General features: G+C 71.1%; 17 protein-coding genes. 9 read left to right on the top strand and 8 right to left on the bottom strand.

The genetic code is table 11. From position 1 onward, the window contains the following. Positions 1 to 54: 54 nt before the first annotated feature. The 3 genes from BLS95_RS39815 to BLS95_RS39805 all read right to left on the bottom strand — a co-directional run bounded on the left by BLS95_RS39815 (position 55) and on the right by BLS95_RS39805 (position 4,330). On the bottom strand, positions 55 to 2,244 hold the full coding sequence (locus BLS95_RS39815) for a DEAD/DEAH box helicase (RefSeq protein WP_090944165.1): 2,190 nt from the start codon (positions 2,242 to 2,244) through the stop codon (positions 55 to 57). A gap of 102 nt (positions 2,245 to 2,346) precedes the next feature. Continuing rightward, complete coding sequence (locus BLS95_RS39810; RefSeq protein WP_245765568.1) at positions 2,347 to 3,534, bottom strand: aldose epimerase family protein; 1,188 nt, start codon at positions 3,532 to 3,534, stop codon at positions 2,347 to 2,349. A gap of 148 nt (positions 3,535 to 3,682) precedes the next feature. Beyond that, positions 3,683 to 4,330: an RICIN domain-containing protein gene (locus BLS95_RS39805; protein ID WP_090944163.1), complete on the bottom strand. Its 648-nt coding sequence runs from the start codon at positions 4,328 to 4,330 to the stop codon at positions 3,683 to 3,685. Positions 4,331 to 4,541: 211 nt separating this feature from the next. Between BLS95_RS39805 and BLS95_RS39800 the strand changes: the two genes are divergently transcribed. The 3 genes from BLS95_RS39800 to BLS95_RS39790 all read left to right on the top strand — a co-directional run bounded on the left by BLS95_RS39800 (position 4,542) and on the right by BLS95_RS39790 (position 8,282). Then, a complete protein-coding gene (locus BLS95_RS39800; RefSeq protein WP_090944160.1) occupies positions 4,542 to 7,076 on the top strand; it encodes a helix-turn-helix transcriptional regulator in 2,535 nt (844 codons plus the stop codon). A gap of 81 nt (positions 7,077 to 7,157) precedes the next feature. Continuing rightward, positions 7,158 to 7,343, top strand: a complete 186-nt coding sequence (locus tag BLS95_RS39795; protein WP_090944157.1) for a DUF4236 domain-containing protein — start codon at positions 7,158 to 7,160, stop codon at positions 7,341 to 7,343. A gap of 120 nt (positions 7,344 to 7,463) precedes the next feature. Next, complete coding sequence (locus BLS95_RS39790) at positions 7,464 to 8,282, top strand: MBL fold metallo-hydrolase (protein ID WP_090944155.1); 819 nt, start codon at positions 7,464 to 7,466, stop codon at positions 8,280 to 8,282. 18 nt (positions 8,283 to 8,300) lie between these two features. Here the strand turns inward: BLS95_RS39790 and BLS95_RS39785 are convergent, their stop codons facing one another. Both BLS95_RS39785 and BLS95_RS59635 read right to left on the bottom strand, forming a co-directional pair. Continuing rightward, positions 8,301 to 8,543 carry a hypothetical protein gene (locus BLS95_RS39785; RefSeq protein WP_090944152.1) on the bottom strand — a complete coding sequence of 81 codons (243 nt, stop codon included), beginning with the start codon at positions 8,541 to 8,543 and terminating at the stop codon, positions 8,301 to 8,303. Positions 8,544 to 8,771: 228 nt separating this feature from the next. Next, entirely contained in the window at positions 8,772 to 9,704 is a 933-nt protein-coding gene (locus tag BLS95_RS59635) for a nitroreductase/quinone reductase family protein (RefSeq protein ID WP_090944149.1), read from the bottom strand. 100 nt (positions 9,705 to 9,804) lie between these two features. On the opposite strand from BLS95_RS59635, the gene BLS95_RS39775 reads away from it, so the two are divergent. The 3 genes from BLS95_RS39775 to BLS95_RS39765 all read left to right on the top strand — a co-directional run bounded on the left by BLS95_RS39775 (position 9,805) and on the right by BLS95_RS39765 (position 13,697). Beyond that, positions 9,805 to 11,238, top strand: a complete 1,434-nt coding sequence (locus tag BLS95_RS39775; RefSeq protein ID WP_090944146.1) for an MFS transporter — start codon at positions 9,805 to 9,807, stop codon at positions 11,236 to 11,238. 18 nt (positions 11,239 to 11,256) lie between these two features. Beyond that, on the top strand, positions 11,257 to 12,321 hold the full coding sequence (locus BLS95_RS39770; protein WP_090944143.1) for an alkene reductase: 1,065 nt from the start codon (positions 11,257 to 11,259) through the stop codon (positions 12,319 to 12,321). Positions 12,322 to 12,674: 353 nt separating this feature from the next. Next, entirely contained in the window at positions 12,675 to 13,697 is a 1,023-nt protein-coding gene (locus BLS95_RS39765) for an amidohydrolase family protein (protein ID WP_218136217.1), read from the top strand. Between the two features lie 93 nt (positions 13,698 to 13,790). On the opposite strand, the gene BLS95_RS39760 is transcribed toward BLS95_RS39765, so the two are convergent. The 3 genes from BLS95_RS39760 to BLS95_RS39750 are packed head-to-tail and all read right to left on the bottom strand — an operon-like array spanning position 13,791 to position 17,019. Continuing rightward, positions 13,791 to 14,687, bottom strand: coding sequence for an intradiol ring-cleavage dioxygenase (locus BLS95_RS39760; RefSeq protein ID WP_090944136.1), 897 nt, complete (start codon positions 14,685 to 14,687; stop codon positions 13,791 to 13,793). Then, positions 14,684 to 15,748, bottom strand: a complete 1,065-nt coding sequence (locus BLS95_RS39755; RefSeq protein ID WP_090944133.1) for a maleylacetate reductase — start codon at positions 15,746 to 15,748, stop codon at positions 14,684 to 14,686. The genes BLS95_RS39760 and BLS95_RS39755 overlap by 4 nt, the downstream gene beginning before the upstream one ends. Before the next feature lie 59 nt (positions 15,749 to 15,807). Next, positions 15,808 to 17,019 (bottom strand): FAD-dependent monooxygenase, encoded by a 1,212-nt coding sequence (locus tag BLS95_RS39750; RefSeq protein WP_090944130.1) that lies wholly within the window; start codon positions 17,017 to 17,019, stop codon positions 15,808 to 15,810. A 216-nt stretch (positions 17,020 to 17,235) separates the two neighbouring features. On the opposite strand from BLS95_RS39750, the gene BLS95_RS39745 reads away from it, so the two are divergent. From BLS95_RS39745 to BLS95_RS39735, 3 genes are all read left to right on the top strand, one after another. Beyond that, positions 17,236 to 17,985 (top strand): IclR family transcriptional regulator, encoded by a 750-nt coding sequence (locus BLS95_RS39745; protein WP_218136216.1) that lies wholly within the window; start codon positions 17,236 to 17,238, stop codon positions 17,983 to 17,985. 153 nt (positions 17,986 to 18,138) lie between these two features. Then, positions 18,139 to 19,050 (top strand): cation diffusion facilitator family transporter, encoded by a 912-nt coding sequence (locus BLS95_RS39740; RefSeq protein WP_090944124.1) that lies wholly within the window; start codon positions 18,139 to 18,141, stop codon positions 19,048 to 19,050. 218 nt (positions 19,051 to 19,268) lie between these two features. Further along, entirely contained in the window at positions 19,269 to 23,534 is a 4,266-nt protein-coding gene (locus tag BLS95_RS39735) for a HAMP domain-containing protein (RefSeq protein WP_090944121.1), read from the top strand. Positions 23,535 to 23,536 lie beyond the last annotated feature (2 nt).

The following is a 23,536-nucleotide window of genomic DNA, read 5'->3' as shown; positions in this document are numbered from 1 at the left end:
GATCCGGAGGGCGTCACCTGACCAGGGTCGGCCGGGCCGACCGCCCGAGGCCGGTCAGGTGATCGGTTCCGGCCGGCCGCACGGGCCCGCCTGCCGGGCCGGGTCGCGGGAATCGACGCCCAGGCGCTGCCGCTCCTCCCTGACGATCTGCTCGGCCAGCGTCTCGTCGGAGACGTCGATGGCCTCGGGCGTCGACTCGGCGAGGTGGCTGCGCCTGGCGTAGGCGTCGAACAACGCGGCCTTGGCCTGCATGATGCGCAACAGCCGCTCGTCCATGCTGTCGGGCGTGAGCAACCGGTGCACCTGCACCCGCCGTACCTGTCCCATGCGGTGCGCGCGAGCCACGGCCTGGCTCTCCAGGGTCGGCTTGACCTGCGGCTCGCACAGGATCACGACGGAGGCCGCCTGCAGGTTCAGCCCCACCCCGCCCGTCTGGATCTGCGCGAGCAGCACCGCGTGACCCGTGGCCGCCGTGAACGCGTCTACCACCTCCTGGCGGCGTTCCGGCTCCAGGCCGCCGCGGAGCGGCCCGTGCACGGGGGAGCCGAGGGCCTCGCCCACGGCCGTGAGCACGTCGCGGAAGTAGGAGAACACGACGACCTTGAGCCCGGCGCCGGCCGCCTTGTCCACCAGCTCGCGCAACCGCTCCAGCTTGGCGGACGTCTCCGGCACCGCGTAGGCCGCGCGGCGCATCGCCATGAACGCGCCCGAGTCCACCGCGTCCCGGTAGGCCGCGGCATCGGCCGCGCTGAACTCCTCCCACTCGTCCATGTGGACCAGCCCGGGCAGCTCCGTGACCACGTCCTTCTGGTTGCGGCGCAGGTAGACGGGCGCGACGGCCCGGCGGAAGGCCAGCGCCCCATCGTCGGCGCCGTTCACCTCGGCGAACGTCCCCGGCCGCAGGTAACGCACCAGGGAGCGGAACTCGTCGAGGCGGTTCTCCATCGGCGTGCCGGTCATGAACAGCACCCGCTCCACCCCGCCGCACCACCGGGCCACGGCCTGGGAACGCCGGGTACGCGGGTTCTTCACGTAGTGCGCCTCGTCCACGACCAGCATCCCCACCGCCGGCACGGTGTCCAGCGTGTGCAGGCCGTCGTACGTGGTGACCGCGACCCCGCCGTGTTCGAGCCAGGCGGCCTGGGCCAGGGTCCGTCCGTCACCATGGAGCCGGTAGGCCCTGAGCGAGCTGCGGGCCTCGATCTCCCGCAGCCAGTTGATCAGCACGCTCGCCGGACAGACCACCAGGGAATGCGTCGTGCCCCGCGCGTGCAGGTGGGCCAGTGCGGCGATCGCCTGGATCGTCTTCCCCAGCCCCATGTCATCGCCCAGGATCACCCGGCGCTGGGCGAGCGCGAACCTGGCACCGAACCCCTGGTAACCACGTAACGAGACCCGCCGCAGGCTGTCGTCGAGCTCCTGCTTCCTGATCTGCTCGGCCAGGTCGTCCGGCAGGAACCCCTCGGAGGCGGCCTGGTCCGACGGGCCCAGCGCCGAGAGCTCCGCGAGCAGGTTGTAGTAGTCGGCCGCGCGGAGCTCGAAGTCGATCCAGGCGAGGGTCCCGTCCGGTGCCGGGCGCAGCAGGTCCGTGGTGGCCTGGGCGATGAGCAGCCGCGTCTGGGTCTCGTCGGCGAGCAGGCCGGTGATCTCCTCCACGGCCTGCGCGGCCCGGGTGCGGCGGCGGCTGCCGGCCAGCAGCCCGCGAATCCAGCCGCGCAGCGGACGGGCCTCGGGGATCAGCACGTTGAGCCGCCGTACGACCTCCTCGGACGTGCGGCGGGCGCGGGGCAGGTGGGGACCGGCGGCGACCAGCCGATAGAGCGCGACGAGCAGCCGGGTGGTCTCGGCGTCCCGGTCCTCGACGTCGATGTGGGGGGTGCAGGTCTCCTCCATGGCGGTCGCGATGCGCTGGGCCGCGCTCTGCGCCTGCCGGCGGGTCTTCGGCCCGACGCCCGGGAGCTTCTGCAGCTCGTACGGCGTCGCCTGGAGGACGCTCAGCACGGTGGTGTAGCCGGCCTCCTCCAGCACCCCGGTGCGCAGCCGGCCGCCGGTGACCTCCTTCAGCCGGGACACCGGGACGGCGTCGAGCTCGGCCCTGGCCTGCCGCCCCCGGATCGGATCGAGCGCGGAGCGGACCTCCGCGACCGCGGTGCCGTCCTCGGCGATCAGCTCGCGCGCGTCGCCCAGCAGCCGTGCCGCGCGCCGTAACAGATCCCGGACCTCCCCGGCAGCAGGTGCTTCCATAAGCCAGAAAATATCTCCCGGAGCCATTCTCCTGGCCGCTTTCACCGGCGTCTTCACGAAGTCAGGGGCACCGTCCGGAACCGCCCGGGGCGCAGGCGGCCGCTACTTCGTGGAGAACGCGTAGACCGTGGTGGTCCGGTAGACGTCGCCGGGCCGCAGGACGGTCGAGGGGAAGTTCCGGTGGTTGGGCGAGTCCGGGAAGTGCTGCGACTCCAAGGTGAAGCCGGACCGCTTCGGGTAGAGGCGCCCGCTGGTGCCGCGCAGCGTGCCGTCCAGGAAGTTGCCCGAGTAGAACTGCAGCCCTGGCTGGTCGGTGAGGACCTTGAGCACCCGCCCGCTGCCCGGCTCGACCACCCTGGCCGCCAGGTTCAGGCCCCGTCCGTGACGGTTGAGGACGTAGTTGTGGTCGTACCCGCCGCTGTAGACGATCTGCTGGTCCTTGCCGTCGATGCGGCTTCCGATGGTGGTGGCCTTGCGGAAGTCCAGCGGCGTGCCCTTCAGCCGGGCGATCTCCCCGGTGGGGATGAGCGTCTGGTCGACCGGCGTGTAGTGGGAGGCGTAGATCCGCAGCCTGTGGTCGAGGATCGTGCCGTTGCCCTCACCGTGCAGGTTGAAGTACGCGTGGTTGGTCAGGTTGACGATCGTCGGCTTGCTGGTGGTGGCGGTGTAGTCCATCCGGACCTTGTTGTCGCGCGTCAACGTGTAGACGACCTTGGTCCGCAGCGTTCCCGGGTAGTGCTCCTCGCCGTCCGGGCTGGTGTAGGTCAGTTCGAGGCCCACGCCGTGGGGCCGCTTGACCGGGCGGGCCGTCCAGAGCCGCTTGTCGAAGCCCTGGTCGCCGCCGTGCAGGTGGTTGGGGCCGTCGTTGGTGGCCAGCTGGTACGTCCTGCCGCCCAGGGTGAAGCGGCCCTTGGCGATGCGGTTGGCGTACCGGCCGACGATGGCGCCGAAGTACGTCGTCCGACTTTTGTTGACATAGTCCGACAGATTGTTGAACCCGAGCACGACGTTGGCGAACTTGCCCTGGCGGTCGGGGACCTGGATCGACTGGAGGATGCCGCCGTAGGTGAGGATGTTCACCCGCATCCCGTGGGAGTTCCGCAGCGTGTAGAGGTCGACCTTCCTGCCGTCGGCCAGGGTCCCGAACTGCTTCCTGGTGATCTTCGGCTGGACGGCGGCGGCCTGCGCGTGGTGCATCGCCACCAGGATCAGCGTCGCGACGGCCACCAGCGCGAAGACACCTCTCAAGGTGCGGGTGAGCCTGCTTCGGGTGCGGACGCTGCTGGGCATGGACGCTTTCCTTTGGTTTCACATCCTTCGAGGTGTTATATCCCCCTTTACTACGATTTGTCGAGTTTGACAGGACGCAAGTCAAGGCCCCGCGACGTGAAAGCGCCCTCTCCCCGGGGGAAGAGGGCGCCTCGGATTCCAGGCGTGCTCAGACGCTGGTCACCGTCCACCGCTGCAGTTGCGTCTCGGTGTTGCTGGTCCAGATCTGGATCTTGTTGGGGTCGTCCCAGCGCGGTTCGATCGACCGGCCGTTACCGAACCTGCTGTTGTACCAGTTCTGGTGAGAGCGCCGGCTCTCGAACTCCACGCCGCCAGAGGAGTCCTGGGCGATGTACCAGTGCTGGGAGTTGGTGTCGTAGCAGTCCCACAGGTGGACGCGGGTGCCGCTGGCCACGCTGCGGTTGGACAGGTCCAGGCAGTTGTCGCCCACAACGCTCTTGATCCGGAAGTAGGGCACGGAGATGTTCGTCGGAATGTTGCACACGCCTCTCGGGATGCCGGTGACCGGGTCGATGATGCTGCCCCAGCCGCCGCACTCCTGGAAGGTGTCCGTGCCGACGTACTCGATGCGCCACTTCTGGTTGTCGGCGCCGCTGCACGGGTAGTGCCCGGCCCAGGTGCCGTTGTGGGTCAGTCCGCCGATGACGTCCAGGCAGTTCCCCGTGGCCTTGTTCTTGATCTGTACGGTGCCGCCGAGCGGGACGGCCGCCTGCGCGGGGGTCGCCGTCGCGAACAACGCCAGCATGGCACCGGCGCCGATGACGGTCACGGCTCGTTTGATGGAGGTTGCGAGCATGAGGATGACCTGTCCTTCCGTTGGAGTCGGGGGTACTCACGGCTTTCGCCACAGAGCTTCCGGTGACCCGCGATCACGCGCCTAGAGCAGCCGCCTTACTCCATCCGACCGGCGGCCGGCTCCGCGTTACTCAAGTGGCGGTCATCCGCGGGCGCCGACCAAGCGAATCGATCACCGGGGAACGTCTCGGGTGCGGAAGGGTGGTCATCGCATGCGTCAGTGGCCGTTCGACGGGCGGGAAGATGCTCTGGCCAGGATCGCGGGCGACTTCGCCGGCCGGCGGATACACGCGGTGCTGCTGCCCGCCCCCGCGGGGGCGGGGAAGACCCGGCTGGCCCGGGAGGCGCTGCGGCAGCTGGGCCGCCGGCGCCTGTGGATCGCGGCGACCAGGGCGGCGACCGCGATCCCTTTCGGGGCGATGGTGCCGCTCGTGCCCGACGATCTCCCGCCCACGGCCGGGGACGCCGCGACGGTCAGGGCCATCCGCGCCCGGGTGGCCGCCTGGGGCGGACGGGAGGCGGTCGCGATCGCCGTGGACGACGCCCACCTGCTGGACAGCGCCTCCGCCACGGTGATCGCCCAGCTGGTCGCGGGCGGAAGGGCGTTCGTGCTGCTGACGGCGCGTACGGGGGAGCCGCTCGCCGACTGCCTGGCCCGGCTGGCAGCGGACGGCGTGGCCAGGGTCCTGGAGCTGCCGCCGCTGCCGGAAGCGGTCCTGGACCGGCTCATCGACCACAGCACGGGCGGCACGGTCGACGCGGCCCGGCGCCGGAGCCTGCGGGCCGGCTCCGGCGGCAACCCGATGACCCTGTGGGAGTTGCTGCACGGGGCCGTTCCCGGCGGGCTCATCGAGCTGGTCGCGTCCCGGCTGAAGAGCCTGGACGCCGGCACCCGCGCGGCGGTGGAGACGGTGGCCTGCGGCGAGCCGGTGCCGCTGGGCATCCTGGAGAAGCTGGCGGGCAGCGCGGTGGTGGCCGCGGCGGAGGAGAGCGGGCTGCTGGTGTGCGAGGAGTACGCCGGGCAGGTCCAGGTCCGGCTGGAGCACCCGCTCCACGGCGAGGTGCTGCGGGAGCGGATGGCCAGGGCCAGGGCCAGGCAGATCTACCGGAGCCTGGCCGAGCACCTCATCGCCACGCCGTTACGGCGGCGCGAGGACGTGCTGCGCGCCGCGCTGTGGCAGGTGGAGAGCGGTCGCGTCGTCCGGCCTGACCTGGTGCGCGAGGGCGCCAGGCACGCCGTCGGATGCGGGGAACTGGCGCTGGCCGAGCGCCTGGCCGGGGCGGCGGCGCAGGCCGAGCCCGGCGCGGAGGGCGCCTGGCTGCTGGCGGAGATACTTGAGTATCAGGGGCGCGGCGATGAGGCGGCCGCGCTGGTGTCGCCGGACCCGCCCGCCCGGCCCGCCGAGCGGGTCCGGTGGGCGGCGATCCGGGCCAGGTCCCTCTACTGGGGGCAGGGTGATCTGGCCGGAGCGATGCGTGCCCTGGACGCGGCCGGCGCCCATCCGGCGATCACGGCCTCGCGGGCGTCCCTGCTGTTCTTCTGCGGGCAGAGTGCCGCCGCGGCGGGGCTGGCGCGGGCCGTACTGGATCGCCACGACAGCGACCCGCAGGCCCAGGTGTGGGCGGCGGCGGTGGCGACGGGCGCGCTGGGCTTCCTGGGCCGGCTGGAGGAGGCGGAGAAGGCCCGGATGCACGGCAGCGCGATCGCCGAGGCGCACGCGGCGGCGCTGCCGCTGGCCAGGTTCGAGATGGAGACGGGGGCGTGCCTGGCCCACCTCGCGGCCGGAAGCCCGGCCGCGGCCGGGGCCATCGCCGCCGCCGGCCGGCGCGGCCCCGAGGCCGGTGAGGCGTCCGTGCCCGGCAGTGTGTGGGCGCTGCTGGGCGGCCTGGCCGCGTTGGCGGCCGGTGGTCCGGCCACCGCGGACCGGCTCCTGGCCGAGGCGCTCACCGGGCTGGAACGTGCGGACGCCAGGCGCCTGCGCCGCCTGGCGTCCGCCGCGCTGGCCGGGGCGCGTGCCCTGCGCGGCGACGACCGTACGGCGGGCGAGCTGATGGCCGCGGCCGACCGCCTGGAGGACGGCACGAACGAGATCTTCGAGCCGTGGATCGAGAGCTGGCGTGCCTGGGTGGCGCGGGCCGCAGGGGACGGCGACTCCGCCACGTCGTACGCGCGGCGCGCGGCCGATCGCGCCGCGGCGGCCGGTCAGCCGGCGGTCGAGGCGCTGGCGCTCTACGACGTCGCCCGCCTGGGCGGAGCCGCCGATCTCGACCGGCTGGACGCGCTGGAGGGCCCGCTGCCCGACGCGCTCGGTACGGCGGCCCGCGCGCTGGCCACCGGCGACGCGGCCGGGCTCGGCCGGGCCGCCGGGCTGCTGGACGCGCTCGGCCATCATCTGCACGCGGCTGAGCTGGCCACGGCGGCGGCGCACACGCTGCGGGTGGCGGGGCGGCGTGGACCAGCGGGCCTGGTCGCCGCCGAGGCCGTCGCGCTGCGTGCCAAGTGCCAGGACGCGCGCACGCCCATGCTCGACGACCTGGATCTGGGCGACGTGCTGAGCGTGCGGGAACGCCAGGTCGCCCTCCTGGCCGTCCGGCACACGAGCAAGCAGATCGCCACGCGGCTGGGCCTGGCCGTACGCACCGTCGACAACACCCTGGCGCGGGTTTACACCAAGCTCGGGATCTCCGGGCGGGGACAGCTCAGATCCCTGCTGACGGCCGCGGACCAACCGCAGGACGCCGGCTGAGCCGAATTTTACTGAACCCGATATATCGCGCTGAATCAGGGTAGCTGGGGGTCCTCGCGATCCCAACGGAGGAAAGGCGATATGGGCTGGAGCTACCGAAAGTCGATCAAGTTCGGCCCCTTCCGGCTGAACCTGTCCCGTGGCGGCGTGGGACACAGCTGGGGCAACCGGCTGTTCCGGGTCACCCGGGGGGCGGACGGGCGCCGGACCGTGTCAGTCAACCTGCCTGGTGGCTTCCACTGGCGTAAGACGACCAGCGGGCGCTGACCGCTCGGGAACGGCAGGGGCCGGAGGCACGCCTCCGGCCCCTGCCCACGTGTCGGGGCCGCCTGGCCGGGAAGGGAGTCGCTGACCAGTGGAAATGCCGCTGGGAAGGGGGCCACCGAGATGCGCGGCGAGCAGGACAAGGCGAGCGTGTTCTTCATCGGCAATGCCACCACGCTCATCAAGTGCAACGGCTTCACGATCCTCACCGACCCGAACTTCCTGCACCGCGGGCAGCGCGCGTACCTGGGCTACGGGCTCAGCGCCAAGCGGCGGACGGATCCTGCCCTGACCGTGGACCAGCTCCCGCCCCTGGACGCCGTCGTGCTCTCGCACATGCACGGTGACCACTGGGACCGCGTCGCCCGTGACGGCCTGGACAAGGCGACCCCCATCGTCACCACCCCGCAGGCGGCCGGCAAACTACGCAGGCAGGGCTACACCGACGTGGCGGCCCTGCACACCTGGCACTCCAACGAACTGACGAACGAGTACGGCTCCCTGCGCGTCACCGCGTTGCCCGCCCGGCATGGTCCGGGGGCGGCCGACTTCCTCATGCCGCAGACCATGGGCAGCCTGCTGGAGTTCTCCGACCCCGGCGGACACGTGCTCATGCGCATGCTCATCAGCGGCGACACGCTCATGGCCGGCGAACTGGCGGAGATCCCGCGGCGCTTCCCCGACATCGACGTCGGCATCGTGCACCTGGGCGGTACCAAGCTGCTGGGCATGCTGATGGTGACCATGGACGGCCGGCAGGGCGCCCAATGGGTGGACCTGATCCGGCCGCGCGTGGTGGTGCCCGTCCACTACGACGACTACACCGTCTTCTCCTCGCCCCTGTCCGACTTCCGCGAGAAGGTGGAACAGGCCGGTCACGGAGCCAGGGTCACCTACCTCGACCGAGGGCAATCCTGCGAGTTGCAGCTCATCAGGCGGTGAACGGACCGCTCACTGGTCTCAGCCGGTGGGCTCGGGGTGGGCGCTGGGGTCCTCGGCCTCCTCGCCCTCCTCGTCGGCTTCGCGCCGCTCGTGCTCGACCTTCTGCTCCGGGTCGGGCGGGGGCTCGATCGGCTCCGCGGGGATCGGGCGGCGCGTCTCCCTGAGCTCCACTCCTGCGCGTTCGGCGATGATGTCGCTCTCGCCGTTGACCTGACCCACCGCCGCCGGCAGGTCCGAGGGGACTTGGTCCTGTTTTTCCATGACCCGCTCTTGCCCTGAGCCTGGAGCCCAAACCCGTTGCCCACCCGGCCGGTGGCGTCGCGCTGGTCCACGGCTCGGAGGCCCGGACCGTCCCGCGAGCGGACGGAGCCGGGCCGTGGGTGGACCTCCTGCGGCCGACTCCCCTGGGGGCATGGCCCGCGCCCGGCTCACCGACGCCCCGGAGGCCGCCGCTGTGGCTCGACGCCCGCTGAGCGCCGCGTGTAGTGACTAGCCCTCGGTGATCCCGCCCGCCGGTTCGAGTACGAAGACCGGGATCTGGCGGTCGGTATTGCGCTGGTAGTCGGCATAGGGCGGGTACGCGGCCACCGCCCGGCGCCACCACAGGGCCTTCTCCTCGCCGGACACCTCACGTGCCCGGTATTCCCGGGTCACCGTGCCGTCCTGGAGCAGGACGACCGGCTCGGCGACCAGACTGGCGTACCACTGCGGGTTGACCGGCGCGCCGCCCTGGGACGCGACAGCCGCGTAGTGGCCGTCGTGCTCGACCCGCATCAACGGCGTCTTGCGAACCTTGCCGGTCTTGGCGCCCCGGTAGGTCATCAGCACGATGGGCAGATCCCTCATCGTCACGCCGTCGGTCGTACCGGTGCGCATGATCTGCTCGACCTGCTCGCGGACCCATCCTATGGCGCTCGGTTCGTACGCTCCGGTCAGTCCCGTGTCGTGCCGCCCGGCCCGCCGTGACTCCGCGACCGGGCCGGGCCGGCGGCGCCGGGCGTCCACGTTGCCGGTCAGGGTGTTGAGGAGGCCCGGCAGTGCCGCCACCGTCTCGGCGGGCAGGCCGGCCACGGTCTCCTCCGCCAGGTCGCACCAGATCCGCTTGACCTGGTCGGCCAGCGCCGTGCCGCTGTCGGTGAGTTCGACGACGCTGGCGCGCTTGTCGGAGGGGGCGGGGGTGCGGCGGATGTGGCCGGCGGCTTCGAGCTTGCGGGCCATGAGCGTGACGCTGGGCGGCTCGCAGCCGAGCACGTCGCTGAGCTGAGCCTGGATCATCGGGCCGGTCCTGGCGAGCTCAAGCAGCAGCACCTCCTGCCCGGGGTGCAGGCCGAGCGGGGTGAGCAGCGCCGCGGCCCTGGCCCGGTGACGCAGGCTCAGCAGGCGAATGGCCTGGTTGACGGCGTCGGCTTGCTCGAAGTCCATGGAGCCCTCCTTGACAGGTTAGTTATGCGCATAACATTATGCGGCTAACTAATTCTACCTGACCTTGAGAGGGACTCGATATGACCGTGCGGCCGAAGCCATGACCAGCACCAGCACCACGACCCCGCGTGCCAGGCCGCCGGCCGGCCCCGCCTGGATGATCCTCGCGCTGGCGTGCGCCGGCCAGTTCATGGTGATCCTGGACGCGTCCATCGTTAACGTCGCCCTGCCCGCGATCAGCGGCGACCTCGGCTTCACCCCCACCGGCCTGGCCTGGGTGGTGAACGGCTATCTGCTCACCTTCGCCGGTTTCATGCTGCTGTGCGGGCGCGCCACGGACCTGTTCGGCGCGCGCCGGATGCTGGTCGCCGGGCTGCTGCTGTTCTCCGTGTCGAGTCTGGCCGGTGGCCTGGCGACCGCTCCTGAGATCCTGGTGGCCGCCCGCGTCGCGCAGGGCACGGGAGCGGCGATGATGGCCCCGGCGACGCTGGCCGTGATCAACACCTCCTTCACCGAGGCGCATGCGCGTGCCCGGGCGTTCGGCGCCTGGTCCGCCGCGGGCGGCGTGGGCGGGGTGACGGGCGCGATCGCGGGCGGCGCCCTGACCACCGGCCTGTCCTGGCGGTGGGTGTTCCTCATCAACGTGCCGATCGGCGCGGTGCTGATCGTGGTGGCCATGATGGCGCTGACCGGCGCCCGTGCTGGCCGGCGGGAACGGCTCGACCTCGCCGGCGCGGTCACGGGCACGGCGGGGCTGGCCGCGCTGGTCTACGGGGTTATGCAGAGCGCCGATCATCATGGCTGGACGTCCGTGTCGGTCGCCGGGCCGGCCGGGGCGGGCCTGCTCCTGCTCATCGTCTTCGTCCTGGTCGAGGGTCGTTTCGCCGACCGGCCGATCATGCCCCTGCGGCTGTTCGGCATCCGCGGGGTGGCCGTGGGCAACGGCATGTTGCTGCTGTTCGGCGGGATCTCCATCGCGATGTGGTACTTCACGTCGCTGTTGCTGCAGAACGTCCTCGGCTACGGCGCGCTGCAGACCGGGCTCGGGCAGACACCCGCGGCGGTGACGTTCGTGCTGGTCGCCCGATGGGCCGCCGCCCTGCTGCCGCGGACCGGCGTGCGCGCCCTCGTACTGGCCGGCTGCGGCTGTTTCGTGGCCGGATTCGCCTGGCTCGCCCAGGCCGATGCCGCCTCCGGCTACGTCACCGGCGTGCTCGGGCCCATGCTGGTCGTCGCGGCCGGCATCGGGCTGACCTTCCCCACCCTCATGGCGGCGGCGACCGCCGACGGTCCGGAGGGGGACGCGGGGGTCATCGGCGGCCTGGCCAACACCGCCACCCAGGTGGGCGGGGCGATCGGCCTGGCGGTGCTCGCGACGGCCGCCGGAGCCACGGCCGCGACCCGGGCCGGCGGCACCTCCTCGGCCGGGGCCCTCGCGGCCGGCTACGACCTGGTCTTCCTCATGGCGGCCGGGCTCGGCCTGGCCATCGCGATCGTCAGCGTGCTGCTGCCACGACTGACGCCGACCCGTTGATTCACTAAGGAGACACCTATGACCAGCGCATTCGACCCGATCACCGTCGGCGGCACACGACTCGCCAACCGGATCGTCATGGCACCGATGACCCGTAGCCGCGCCCACGGCGGGCTGGTGTCGGAGCTGACGGCGGAGTACTACGCTCAGCGCGCCTCCGCCGGACTGATCGTCACGGAGGGCGTCCAGCCGTCGGTGATCGGTCAGGGATACCCGTTCACCCCCGGCCTGCACTCCGCGGAGCAGGTCGCCGCCTGGCGCAAAGTGACCGACGCGGTGCACGCGGAGGGCGGCAGGATCTTCGCCCAGTTGCTGCACACCGGCCGGATCGGCCACCCCGTCCTGCTGCCCGACGGCCTGGTCCCGGTGGCGCCGTCGCCGGTCGCCGCGCGGGGACAGCTGTTCACTCCCGAGGGCGTGCGGGACTTCGTCACCCCGCGCGAATTGACGGAGGCCGACATCGAGCAGACCATCGCCGACTACGCCTTCGCCGCCCGCAACGCCGTCGAGGCGGGTTTCGACGGGGTGGAACTGCACGGCGCCAACGGCTACCTGATCCACCAGTTCCTCGCCCCGAACACCAACCGGCGCACCGACGGCTGGGGCGGCTCGGTCCCGGGGCGCATCCGGTTCGCCGTGGAGGCCGTCTCGGCGGTCGCCTCCGCGATCGGCGGGGCCCGTACCGGGCTGCGCCTGTCACCCGGTACGACGAACAACGACATCCACGAACCCGAACCGCACGCCGTCTACGAGGCCCTCGTGGCGCGGATCGCGACCCTTGACCTGGCGTATCTGCACATCATGGAGGCCGGCGACCGCAAACTGACGCACACCATGCGACGGGGGTTCCCCGGCGCCCTCATCCTCAACCCGCACACCGGCGACCGCCCGACCGGCCCGGAGGAGCTCGCGCTGATCCACGACGGGACCGCGGACCTGATCGCCTTCGGGCAGCTCTTCCTCGCCAACCCCGACCTGCCCCGCCGCCTGGAGACCGCCTCCCCCCTCAACACCCCGGACCCCGCCACCTTCTACGGTGGCGACGCGACCGGCTACACCGACTACCCGGCCCTGCCCGCCTGACCGACCGCGTCGATCGCCCCCCGCTCACGCGTCCAGTGGCCGGGGGGCGGTGAGGGTCGCGTGCTCGGGCCCGTTCATTGAATGACCATGGCGCTCGCGTGGCGCCCAAGGGGCTGCAAACTCGTCTGTTACGTGCCTGGACTCACGCGACTGCGAGAACGAAAGCGTTGGTGTGCGACCCCAAGCGAGAAGGACATCCCCTCATGCTCAACCCGGCCGAGGGTACGGTGGAAGTACGAGATGCCACCACCTCGGGTCTGGCACACGTGCGGGGACGGCGCCTTCTGTTCGGCCCAGCGCCCGCGCTCACCTGCTGGTCAGTGAAATGAATCCCGAGCAAGGAGCCCTCTTTCGTGAAGATCGATTCGTTCTGCCACCTTCTACCGCGCGCCTACGCCGACCGCTTCTTCGCGATCAACGACAGCGCCGCCATCCTGAACCTCCAGAAGCGCACCCGTGACATCCCCGCCCTGACGGACCTGGACGTCAGGTTCCGTCAGATGGACGAGTTCGGGGAATACAAGCAGATCATCAACGTCGCGTCGCCGCCCCTGGAGGACCTCGGCCCCGCCGAGCGCAACGCCGAGATGGCGCGGATCGCGAACGAGGGCATGGCGGAGCTGGTCGAGAGCCACCCCGACAGGTTCGCCGGGTTCTGCGCCGCGGTCTCGCTCGACGACGTGGACCAGGCGATCAAGGAGGTCGACTACGCCTTCACCAGCCTGAACGCGGTCGGTGTCCAGATCTACTGCCACGTCAACCGCGGGCCGATGGACGACCCGCGATACGACCCGTTCTGGGAGACGCTGGCCCGCAGCGGGAAGATGATCCAGGTCCACCCCAACCGCAACTCCTCATGGCCGGACTACCCGACCGAGGAACGGTCCAAGTTCGAGATCTGGTGGGCGCTGGGCTGGGAGTACGACCTGTCGGCCTTCATGGCCCGCATGGTCTTCTCGGGTGCTTTCGAGCGCTGGCCGGACCTGAAGTTCCTGATCCACCACGGCGGAGCCATGATCCCGCACTTCGCCGGCCGGGTGGGCGCCGGCTGGGACCAGCTGGGCAGCCGGACGCCGGAGAGCCAGAAGGCCGACGTGGAGGGCTACCCCTTGACGAAGCGTCCCTTCGACTACTTCAAGAACTTCTACGTCGACACCGCCTGCTTCGGCGCCGGTGACGCGCTCCGGACGTCGATCCGGTTCTACGGCCACGACCGGGTGGTGTTCGCCTCGGACAGCCCCTACGACCCTGAGAAGGGACCGGGCTTCATCCGGGCGACGATCGCGAACATCGAGGAGCTGGACCTCAGCGACGCCCAGCGGCAGGCCATCTACCACGACAACGCCGTCCGGCTGTTCGGCCTGAACGAGTCGTGACGTGAGCGCGAGGCCCTGACATGCCGCCGCGGCCGGCACCCCGGACAAGGGGGTGCCGGCCGCGGTGCGTCTGGCTTGACCGCCGTCGGAGGCTCAGGCGCCGGAGGGAGCGAGCGCGATGTCGAAACGCGTCCGCGACCAGGTGCCGTCCAGGACCCGGCCGTCCGGGGTGGGCGTGCCGGCCGGGTGCCGCTCGAAGTCCTTGACCAGGGACTCCTTGACCCCGAAGACGGCGTCGGAGTCGAGCAGCGCGTCGCCGCGCACGAAGATGTGCGTCACCAGCGTCCTGCAGCCCTCGTGGGCGACCATGAAGTGCAGGTGGGAGGCCCGCATCGGCGAGCGGCCGACCGCGTCGAGCATCGCGCCGACGGGTCCGTCGTGCGGGATGGGGTACGGCGTCGGGGTGATGGCCCAGAACCGGTATCTCCCCTCGTCGTCGGTGAACAGGTGCGCCCGCGCGGCGGTGCGCCCGTCGTCGTACTGGACGTCGTAGCGGCCGTCCGCGTCGGCCTCCCAGACCTCGATCCGGGCGCCCGGCAGGGGCCTGCCGCCGGCGTCGGTGACGGTGCCCTCGACCCAGCACGGCTCGCCGACCGCGCCGAAGGACACGTCCTCACCGTTGGCGATCTCCGGCGACCCCTCGACGAAGAACGGCCCGAACACGGTCGCCTCGGTCGCCTCCCCGTAGGCCCGGTTGTTGACCGCGATGGTCTGCATGGAGGCGCCGAGCACGTCGGAGAGCAGGATGAACTCCTGCCGCCTGTCGTCGGTGATGTGACCGGCGGCGGTGAGGAACTCGATCGCCCCGCGCCACTCCTCCTCGGTCAGCCGCACCTCGCGGATGTAGGCGTGGACGTGCCTGACCAGGCCGGTCATCAGCTCCTTGAGCCGCGGGTCCTGGCAGCCGCCGAACGAGCGCACGACCCGCTCGACCAACTCCTCCTCGCGGGCGGCCTGCTCGGCGGACACCTCGGTGTGCGCGTTGGTCATGACTTCGCTCCTTCCCAGGCCGCCCGGAGCAGCGCGGTGAGGTTCTCCTCGGTGACGGGTGCGGGGTTGCCTGCGGGGATCGCGGCCCGGATCGGGGCCACCGCCCTGGCGATGCCGTCCTCCGGCATGCCGTAGTCCTTCAGCGCGGCCGGTGCGTGGAGGGCCGCGTACAGGTCCGCGAGGCCCTCCGGCGCCCGCGGTGTGCCGAGGGCCCGCGCGATCCGGCGCTCGGCCCCGGGCGCGTGCGGCGCGTTGAACGCCAGCACGTGGGGGAGCACGACGGCGTGGGTCTGCGCGTGCGGCAGGTTGAACATCCCGCCCAGCACGTGGCAGATCTTGTGGTGCATGCCCGAGCCGGCGGACGCGAACGCGACGGCGGCCAGGTAGGCGCCGTAGAGGGTCTGCTCGCGGCCCTCGATCCCGGCCGGATCGGCGACCACGGCGGGCAGGCCGCGGCTCAGCGCGTGGATTCCCTCGGCGGCCAGCGCCTGGTCGATCGGGTCGGCCCGCGGTCCCCACATCGAGTCGACGCAGTGGGCCATCGCGTTGAGGCCGGAGGCGACCGACATCTCCACGGGCAGCGTCAGCATCAGCGAGGCGTCGTACACGATGGAGCGGGGCAGTACGAGATCGTCCACGCCGGTCGTCTTGGTCTCGCCCTGGGTGAGCCCCCAGACGTTCGTCGCCTCGGAGCCGGCGTACGTCGTCGGCACGGCGATGATGGGCAAACCCGCCTTGGGGGAGCCGGTCATGGCCACCGCCTTGGCCAGCCCGGTCGTGGACCCGCCGCCGACGCAGAGCAGCGCGTCGGCCCGCGCCCCGGCTGCGGCCGCCCGCGCCCGTTCGGCGACCTCGACGGGCACGTGCATGACGACCTCGTCGTGCCGTACGGCGACCGGGACCTCGGCCGACACGGCGTCGGCGAGCGCGGACTCCGCGGGGGCGGCGATGACCATGACCCGCCGGACTCCCAGCCTGGCCACCTCGCCGGCCACCGCCGCGGGCGCGTCGCCGGGGGCGAACACCACCCGCTGGGGCAGGGTCTCATGGGTGAATCTCATCGAAGGTTCCTTCAGCTCTGCTTCCCGCGTATCCGGCAGGCTATGTCGTGGCTGAACGATCACCGCGGCCCGGCCACCTTGTCTCCCAGCGCGACGTCCGGGTCGTACTCGTAGATCCACCCGTTCGCCACGAGCGGGTCGTGCCGGGCGAAGGCCGCGTCGCGGTCCCGCTGCTCGGGACCGTCAGGAAGGTGGTTGATGTGGGAGCGCCCGTGGCTCACGGCCTGGATCCGGGTCGTGCGGGGGATGCGCAACTCCTCGTACCGCCTGAGCGCGCCGGCCGGGTCGTCCAGCCCCGTCGCGAGGCAGCGCGCCAGCACGGCGGCGTCCTCCATCGCCTGGGCCGCGCCCTGGGCGAAGAAGGGGAACATCGGATGGGCGGCGTCGCCGAGGAGTGTTACCCCGCCCTCGGACCAGCGTGTCAGCGGCGCGCGGTCCAGGAGCGCCCACCGGCCGGGCGTCCCGGCGGCACGGATCAGATCGACCAGCCGCGGGTCCCAGCCGTCGAACTCGGTCAGTAACTCCTCCACCGTCGCGGTCGCGGTCCAGGACTCCACGGTGTAGTCGCCGGCGGGGGCGAAGGCGACGAGGTTGACCAGCTCCCCGGCCGACACCGGATAGTGCACGAGGTGGTGGTCCGGGCCGATCCACAGCGTCTGCGTGGGCCGCCGGGCGAACTCCGGCGCCTCGGCCGCCGGGACGAGGGCCCGGAAGGCGCAGATGCCGGAGTACGTCGCCGGCGACGCCGCGAACAGGGCGCCGCGGACGACGGAGTGGATCCCGTCGGCCCCGATGACGACGTCGGCCTCCACCGTCCGCCCGTCGGCGAGGTGCAGCCGCGGCGTGCCGCCGGTCTCCAGCCTGACGACCTTGTGATCGAGGGCGACGTCCTGGGCCGGGACCTGCGCCTCGATGACGCGGAGCAGGTCGGCTCGGTGCACGGTGTAGGTCTGCTCCCCGTAGAGGCGTTCGCAGGCGTCGGCCAGGTTCTCCGACGACAACACCGTCCCGTCCTCCCAGCGGCGGAACTCCCAGCCGGTGTCGAGCCGCACGGCCCGCTCGCGCAGGGTCTCCAGGACGCCGAGCCTGCGCAGCAGGCGTGCCGCGTTGGGCGCGACCACCAGGCCGGCGCCCACCTCGGCCAGTCGTGGCGCCTGCTCGTAGACGGTGCTGGGGAGTCCCTCGCGGCGGAGGAACGCCGCGGTGGCGAGACCACCGATACCGCCGCCCACGATCGCGATCCTCGGCGGTCCGGCCGTGCGTAGTGTCATCCTCAAGCTCCTCCGAGTTTCTCGCTCCCCGATCCGATGAGTCGCTTTTCGAGCGGTCCGCGTGGTCACTTCCCATCGGCCTCGGTCCGCTCATGCTGCACTTCCAGAATCGGCCGGGAGGCTGATAAATCATTGAACGAACAATTCGGCGTCCGCAGGAACGCATCCGAGAAAGCGAGGTGCGGCGTGCCGCGTACCAGCGAACCGGGACGGAGCGTGAGCTCCCGGCTGCTCGACCTGTTGTTCTCCTTCGAGCCCGGCGAGACCGAGCTGAGCCTCGCCGACCTCGCACGGAAGACCGGCCTGCCGCACCCGACCGCGCGCCGGCTCGTGATGGAGCTGACGAAGGCCGGGGCCCTCGAACAACGTGCCAACGGCCGGTTCTCCGTCGGCCTGCGGCTGTGGCAGCTCGGCACGCTGGCCCCGCTGACCGAGTCGTTGCGCACGATGGCCCAGCCGTACATGGAGGACCTCTACAGCGCGCTCCACCAGCACGTGCAGCTCGCGGTCCTGGAAGGGCGCGAGGCCGTCATCCTGGAGCGCCTGTCCGCGCCGCACGCCCTGGGGCTGGTCTCCCAGGTGGGCGGCCGGCTGCCGCTGCACTGCTCGGGAGTCGGCAAGATCCTGCTCGCCCACGCCGGGCCGGAGCTGGTGGACGAGATCCTCGACGGGGAGCTCCAGCGGTTCACCTCCCAGACGGTCGTCGACCCGGCCGCGCTCCGCCGCGAGCTGGCCGAGTGCCGTCGCACCGGTTGCGCCCTGGTCCGGGGCGAGCTGACCGAGGGCGCCGACTCCATCGCGGCGCGGATCATGAACGGCGAGGGTCGCGTCGTCGCCTCCCTCTCCGTCGTCGTACGGACCGGGTCCGTGCAGCCGCAGGCCGTCCTGCCCTCGGTCATCACCAGCGGATTAGCCATTTCGAGAATCTTGGGATGGCGGCCCGGCATCAAGGTCCGGCAGAGCTGAACCAGGCCGTTTCGGCCGCAGGGCAGGGCTGAACCGCGCTGTTTCGGTCGCCGGGCAGGGCGGCCGGGCGGGGGCGGCGAGAGCGTGCCGGGCTTGGCCCGCCCACTTCGGGGTACTCGCCAAGCTTGCCCCCGCGGAGGAAGGGTCGGGACAGTGAGTGGCAGCGGTTCTCAGGAGGCGACGCTGGCGGCGCTCGCGGCGAACGTCGGCATAGCGGTGACGAAGTTCGTGGCGTTCGTCTTCACCGGGTCGTCGTCGATGCTCGCCGAGAGCATCCATTCGGTCGCGGACTCCGGCAACCAGGGGCTGCTGCTGTTCGGCCGGACCCGGGCCGCCCGCGAACCCACCCCCGACCACCCCTTCGGCTTCGGCCGCGAGCGTTACTTCTACGCGTTCCTGGTCTCGGTGGTGCTGTTCTTCGGGGGCGGGATGTTCGCGCTCTACGAGGGCTACGAGAAGGTGGCCCATCCCCACCCGCTGGAGAGCTGGCCGTGGGCGATCGGGGTCCTGCTCGCCGCCATCGTCATGGAGGGGCTGTCCCTGCGCACGGCCGTACGCAACGCCGGACGGCTCCGCCGCGGCCGGTCGTGGAGCAGGTACATCCGCGAGGCCAAGGCCCCCGAGCTGCCCGTGATCCTGCTGGAGGACAGCGCCGCCCTGGCCGGGCTCGCCTTCGCCCTGGGCGGCGTGAGCCTGACCCTGCTCACCGGCGACCCGCTCTTCGACGGTCTCGGCTCGATCGCCATCGGACTGCTGCTGATCGTCGTGGCGGTGACCCTGGCGCGGGAGACCAAGAGCATGATCATCGGTGAGGCGGCGGCGCCCGAGGTCCAGCGGGCCATCGAGGACGTACTGCGCCAGGACGCCGGCATCAGCGGCTTCACCCGGCTCCGTACCCTGCACCTGGGCCCTGAGGAGGTGCTCGTGGCGGCCCACGTCACCGTTGCGGACGGGTCCGGGGCCGGGCAGGTGGCCGAGGCGCTGCGCAGGACGGAGCGGCGTATCCACGAGCACGTCCCGCTCTCCACCGTCGTATATCTGCAACCCGACAATCCCGACCCCTGACCAGGCGAGTACGAGGTCCCTCCGGCACGGAGACGTTTTCTCCCCGGATTCAGGGACAATGGTGATCGAGTAACCTCACAGGTGGATTTGACGCGGCATAAGTGCCCGTATATCCGATTCCTCGCTAAGGTGCTCACTCGCTGCGGATCGTTGTACCGATTTCCGCGGGGCGCCTTCGCGAGCGAGCCGGTGTGCGACGTGAAACGACGAGGGCGGACATGAGTGACATCACAGGCGCGGGCTCGGGTTTCACCGCCCGCACCGGAGCTGAAGTCGGCGAATCGGAGCTGCGCCTGCTCCTCGCCGGTCTCACCGCGGTCCGGGACGGAGACTTCCGCACCCGGCTCCCCGACGAGGCCGACGGGCTGCTCGGGGAGATCGCCTCGGTGTTCAACGGCATGGTGGACCAGCTGTCCCTGTTCACCTCCGAGGTGACGCGGGTCGCCCGGGAGGTCGGCACGGACGGTCGGCTGGGCGGGCAGGCCGACGTGCCGTCGGTGTCGGGCACCTGGAAGGACCTCACCGAGTCCGTCAACGCCATGGCGGGCAACCTCACCGACCAGGTACGCAGCATCGCCCAGGTCACCACGGCGGTGGCCAAGGGCGACCTGTCGCAGAAGATCACCGTGCACGCCCGGGGCGAGATCCTGGAGCTGAAGAACACCGTCAACACGATGGTCGACCAGCTCTCCTCCTTCGCCGACGAGGTGACCAGGGTGGCTCGCGAGGTCGGCACGGAGGGTCAGCTCGGCGGCCAGGCGGACGTCAAGGGCGTGGCAGGCACCTGGCGCGACCTGACCGACTCGGTGAACTTCATGGCCGGCAACCTCACCGACCAGGTGCGCAACATCTCCCACGTGGCCACCGCCGTGGCCCGCGGCGACCTGTCGCAGCGGATCACGGTCTCGGCCCGGGGCGAGATCCTGGAGCTGAAGAACACCCTGAACACGATGGTCGACCAGCTCTCCTCCTTCGCCGACGAGGTGACCAGGGTCGCCCGCGAGGTCGGCACCGACGGCCGGCTCGGCGGCCAGGCCGACGTGAAGGGCGTCTCGGGCACCTGGAAGGCCCTGACGGAGTCGGTCAACGTGATGGCCGACAACCTCACCGCCCAGGTCCGCAGCATCGCCGAGGTGACCACGGCGGTGGCCAAGGGAGACCTGACGCAGAAGATCCGGGTCGACGCCCGCGGGGAGATCCTGGAGCTGAAGGAGACCATCAACACGATGGTCGACCAGCTGTCCGGCTTCGCCGACGAGGTGACCAGGGTGGCCCGCGAGGTCGGCACGGAAGGCAACCTGGGCGGCCAGGCCACGGTCAGGGGCGTGTCCGGCACCTGGAAGGACCTGACCGACAACGTCAACGTCATGGCCTCCAACCTGACCAACCAGGTGCGCAGCATCGCCCAGGTGGCCACCGCCGTGGCCCGGGGCGACCTGTCGCAGAAGATCACCGTCGAGGCCAAGGGCGAGGTCGCCGCGCTCGCCCAGACGATCAATACGATGGTCGACACGCTGAGCGCGTTCGCCGACGAGGTGACCCGAGTGGCTCGCGAGGTCGGCACCGAGGGACAGCTCGGCGGCCAGGCCCGCGTCCCGAACGTGGCCGGCACCTGGAAGAACCTCACCGACAACGTCAACTCGATGGCCGACAACCTGACCAACCAGGTACGCAGCATCGCTCAGGTCACCACGGCGGTGGCCCTGGGCGACCTGACCCGGAAGATCGACGTGGACGCCCGGGGCGAGATCCTGGAGCTGAAGACCACGATCAACACGATGGTGGACCAGCTCTCGTCGTTCGCCGCCGAGGTGACCCGGGTGGCCCGCGAGGTGGGCAGCGAGGGCAGGCTGGGCGGCCAGGCCGAGGTCGAGGGCGTGTCCGGCACCTGGAAGCGGCTCACCGAGAACGTCAACGAGCTGGCCGGGAACCTCACCCGGCAGGTCCGTGCCATCGCCGAGGTGACCAGCGCCGTCACCAGCGGTGACCTGACCCGGTCGATCACCGTGGACGCCGAGGGCGAGCTGGCCGACCTGAAGGACAACATCAACTCGATGGTGAAGTCGCTGCGCGAGACGACCACCGCCAACGAGCGCCAGGACTGGCTCAAGTCCAACCTGGCCCGCATGTCGGGGCTCATGCAGGGACAGCGCGACCTTGCCACGGTGGCCGAGCTGGTGATGAACGAGCTGGCGCCGCTGGTCTCGGCCCAGTACGGGGCCTTCTTCCTGGCCGAGGAGAACGAGCTCAAGCTGATCAGCGCCTACGGCTACCCCACCGAGGCGCCGCGCGCTCCCCGGTTCCGGCTGGGTGACGGGCTCATCGGGCAGGCCGCGAGCAGCCGCAGGATGGTGGCGCTGACCGATGACATCCCCTCGGGCCACATCACCATCGACTCCGGCTTCGGCAAGATCGAGCCGGCCTCGCTCATCGTGCTGCCGATCGTGGCCGAGGAGCAGGTGCTCGGCGTGATCGAGCTGGCCTCGGTGCAGGCGTTCACGCCGGTGCACCGGGCCTTCCTCGAACAGCTCATGGAGACCATCGGGGTCAACCTCAACACGATCGTGGCGAACGTACGGACCGACGAGCTGCTCAAGGAGTCGCAGCGGCTGGCCTCGGAGCTGCAGGCGCGTTCGGAGGAGCTGCAGAGCCAGCAGGAGGAGCTGCAGCGCTCCAACGCCGAGCTGGAGGAGAAGGCCACGCTGCTGGCCAGCCAGAACCGCGACATCGAGGCCAAGAACCTGGAGATCGAGCAGGCCAGGCAGGAGATCGAGGACCGCGCCCAGCAGCTCGCGCTGACCTCGAAGTACAAGAGCGAGTTCCTCGCCAACATGAGCCACGAGCTGCGCACCCCGCTCAACTCGCTGCTCATCCTGGCCCAGCTGCTCGCCCAGAACCACACCCGCAACCTCACGCCCAAGCAGGTCGAGTACGCGGAGATCATCCACTCGGCGGGCTCCGACCTGCTGCAGCTCATCAACGACATCCTCGACCTGTCGAAGGTCGAGGCGGGCAAGATGGACGTCAACCCCGAGTGGGTGCCGCTGCGCCGGCTGCTGGACTACGTCGAGGCCACGTTCCGGCCGATGACCAGCGAGAAGAGCCTCGACTTCACCGTCTACACCGCCCCCGGCATGCCGGGCGAGCTGCTCACCGACGACTCGCGGCTGCGCCAGGTGCTGCGCAACCTGCTCTCGAACGCGGTCAAGTTCACCGAGACGGGCAGCGTGGAGCTGCGCATCGAACCGGCCTCCCAGTCCGAGCTGCCCGCCGCCGTACGCGCCAGCGGTACGGTCATCGCCCTGCGCGTCACCGACACCGGCATCGGCATCCCCGAGCAGCAGCTGGAGGTGATCTTCGGGGCGTTCCAGCAGGCCGACGGCACCACCAGCCGCAAATACGGCGGCACCGGCCTGGGCCTGTCGATCTCCCGCGAGATCGCCTACCTGCTCGGTGGCGCGATCGGCGTGCAGAGCACACCGGGTCAGGGCAGCGTGTTCACGCTCTACCTGCCGATCGCGCACCCCACCTTCGCCCAGTCCGCCACCCGCGTGCCGGGCACGGCCGCGTCCGGCGACCGGGCGCAGGAGGAGGGGGTCGGCGAGGGCGCCGAGTCGCGCACGCCCGAGGCGCCGGCGCAGCCCCGGCGGCTCCTGGTGATCGAGCAGCGCGTGAGCGGGCTGCTGTCGCTGGTCGCCGAGAGCGTCGTACGCGAGCTGTCGGACCGCGAGGACGGGACGATCGAGGTCATCACGGCCGTGGGAGCGGAGGAGGCGGCCGCGACGCTGGCCGCCCAGCCCTGCCACTGCATGGTCCTCGACCTGGACATGCCGGACCTGATGGCCTTCCGGTTGCTGGAGGCCATGGACGGCGACCCTGCGCTGGGCGTGGTCCCCGTGCTCGCCTACAGCAACTGGCGGACCACCGCCCAGCAGAAGGCGCGCCTGAGCCGGCGCGCGCAGAACCAGGCGCTGGAGCTCCTGTCCAGCCTGGACGACCTGCGCGAGCGCATCGCGCTGCACCTCACGGCCGAGCAGCCCGGCGACGTGCTGCCGCTGATCCGGCCCGACGCGATCCAGGCGCCCGCGAAGCAGGACGTGGACGGACTGCTGGCCGGGCGGAAGGTGCTGGTCGTCGACGACGACACCCGCAACCTCTTCGCCATCACCAGCATCCTGGAGCTCCACGGCATGACCGTGCTGCACGCGGAGAACGGCCGGCACGGCATCGAGACCCTGACCGGCCACCCCGACATCGACCTCGTTCTGATGGACGTGATGATGCCGGAGATGGATGGCTACGTCGCCACCACGACGATCCGGGCCATGCCGCAGTACGCGGATCTGCCGATCATCGCGGTGACCGCCAAGGCGATGCCGGGCGACCAGGAGAAGGCCCTGAACGCCGGGGCCAGCGACTACGTGACCAAACCGGTGGACACCGACCACCTCCTCCAGCGGATCCGGCACTGGCTCGGCCTGTAGGC

The sequence above is a fragment of the Nonomuraea jiangxiensis genome, from assembly GCF_900099965.1.
Classification (GTDB): Bacteria; Actinomycetota; Actinomycetes; order Streptosporangiales; family Streptosporangiaceae; genus Nonomuraea; species Nonomuraea jiangxiensis.
This window is presented reverse-complemented; position numbering and strand designations above follow the sequence as displayed.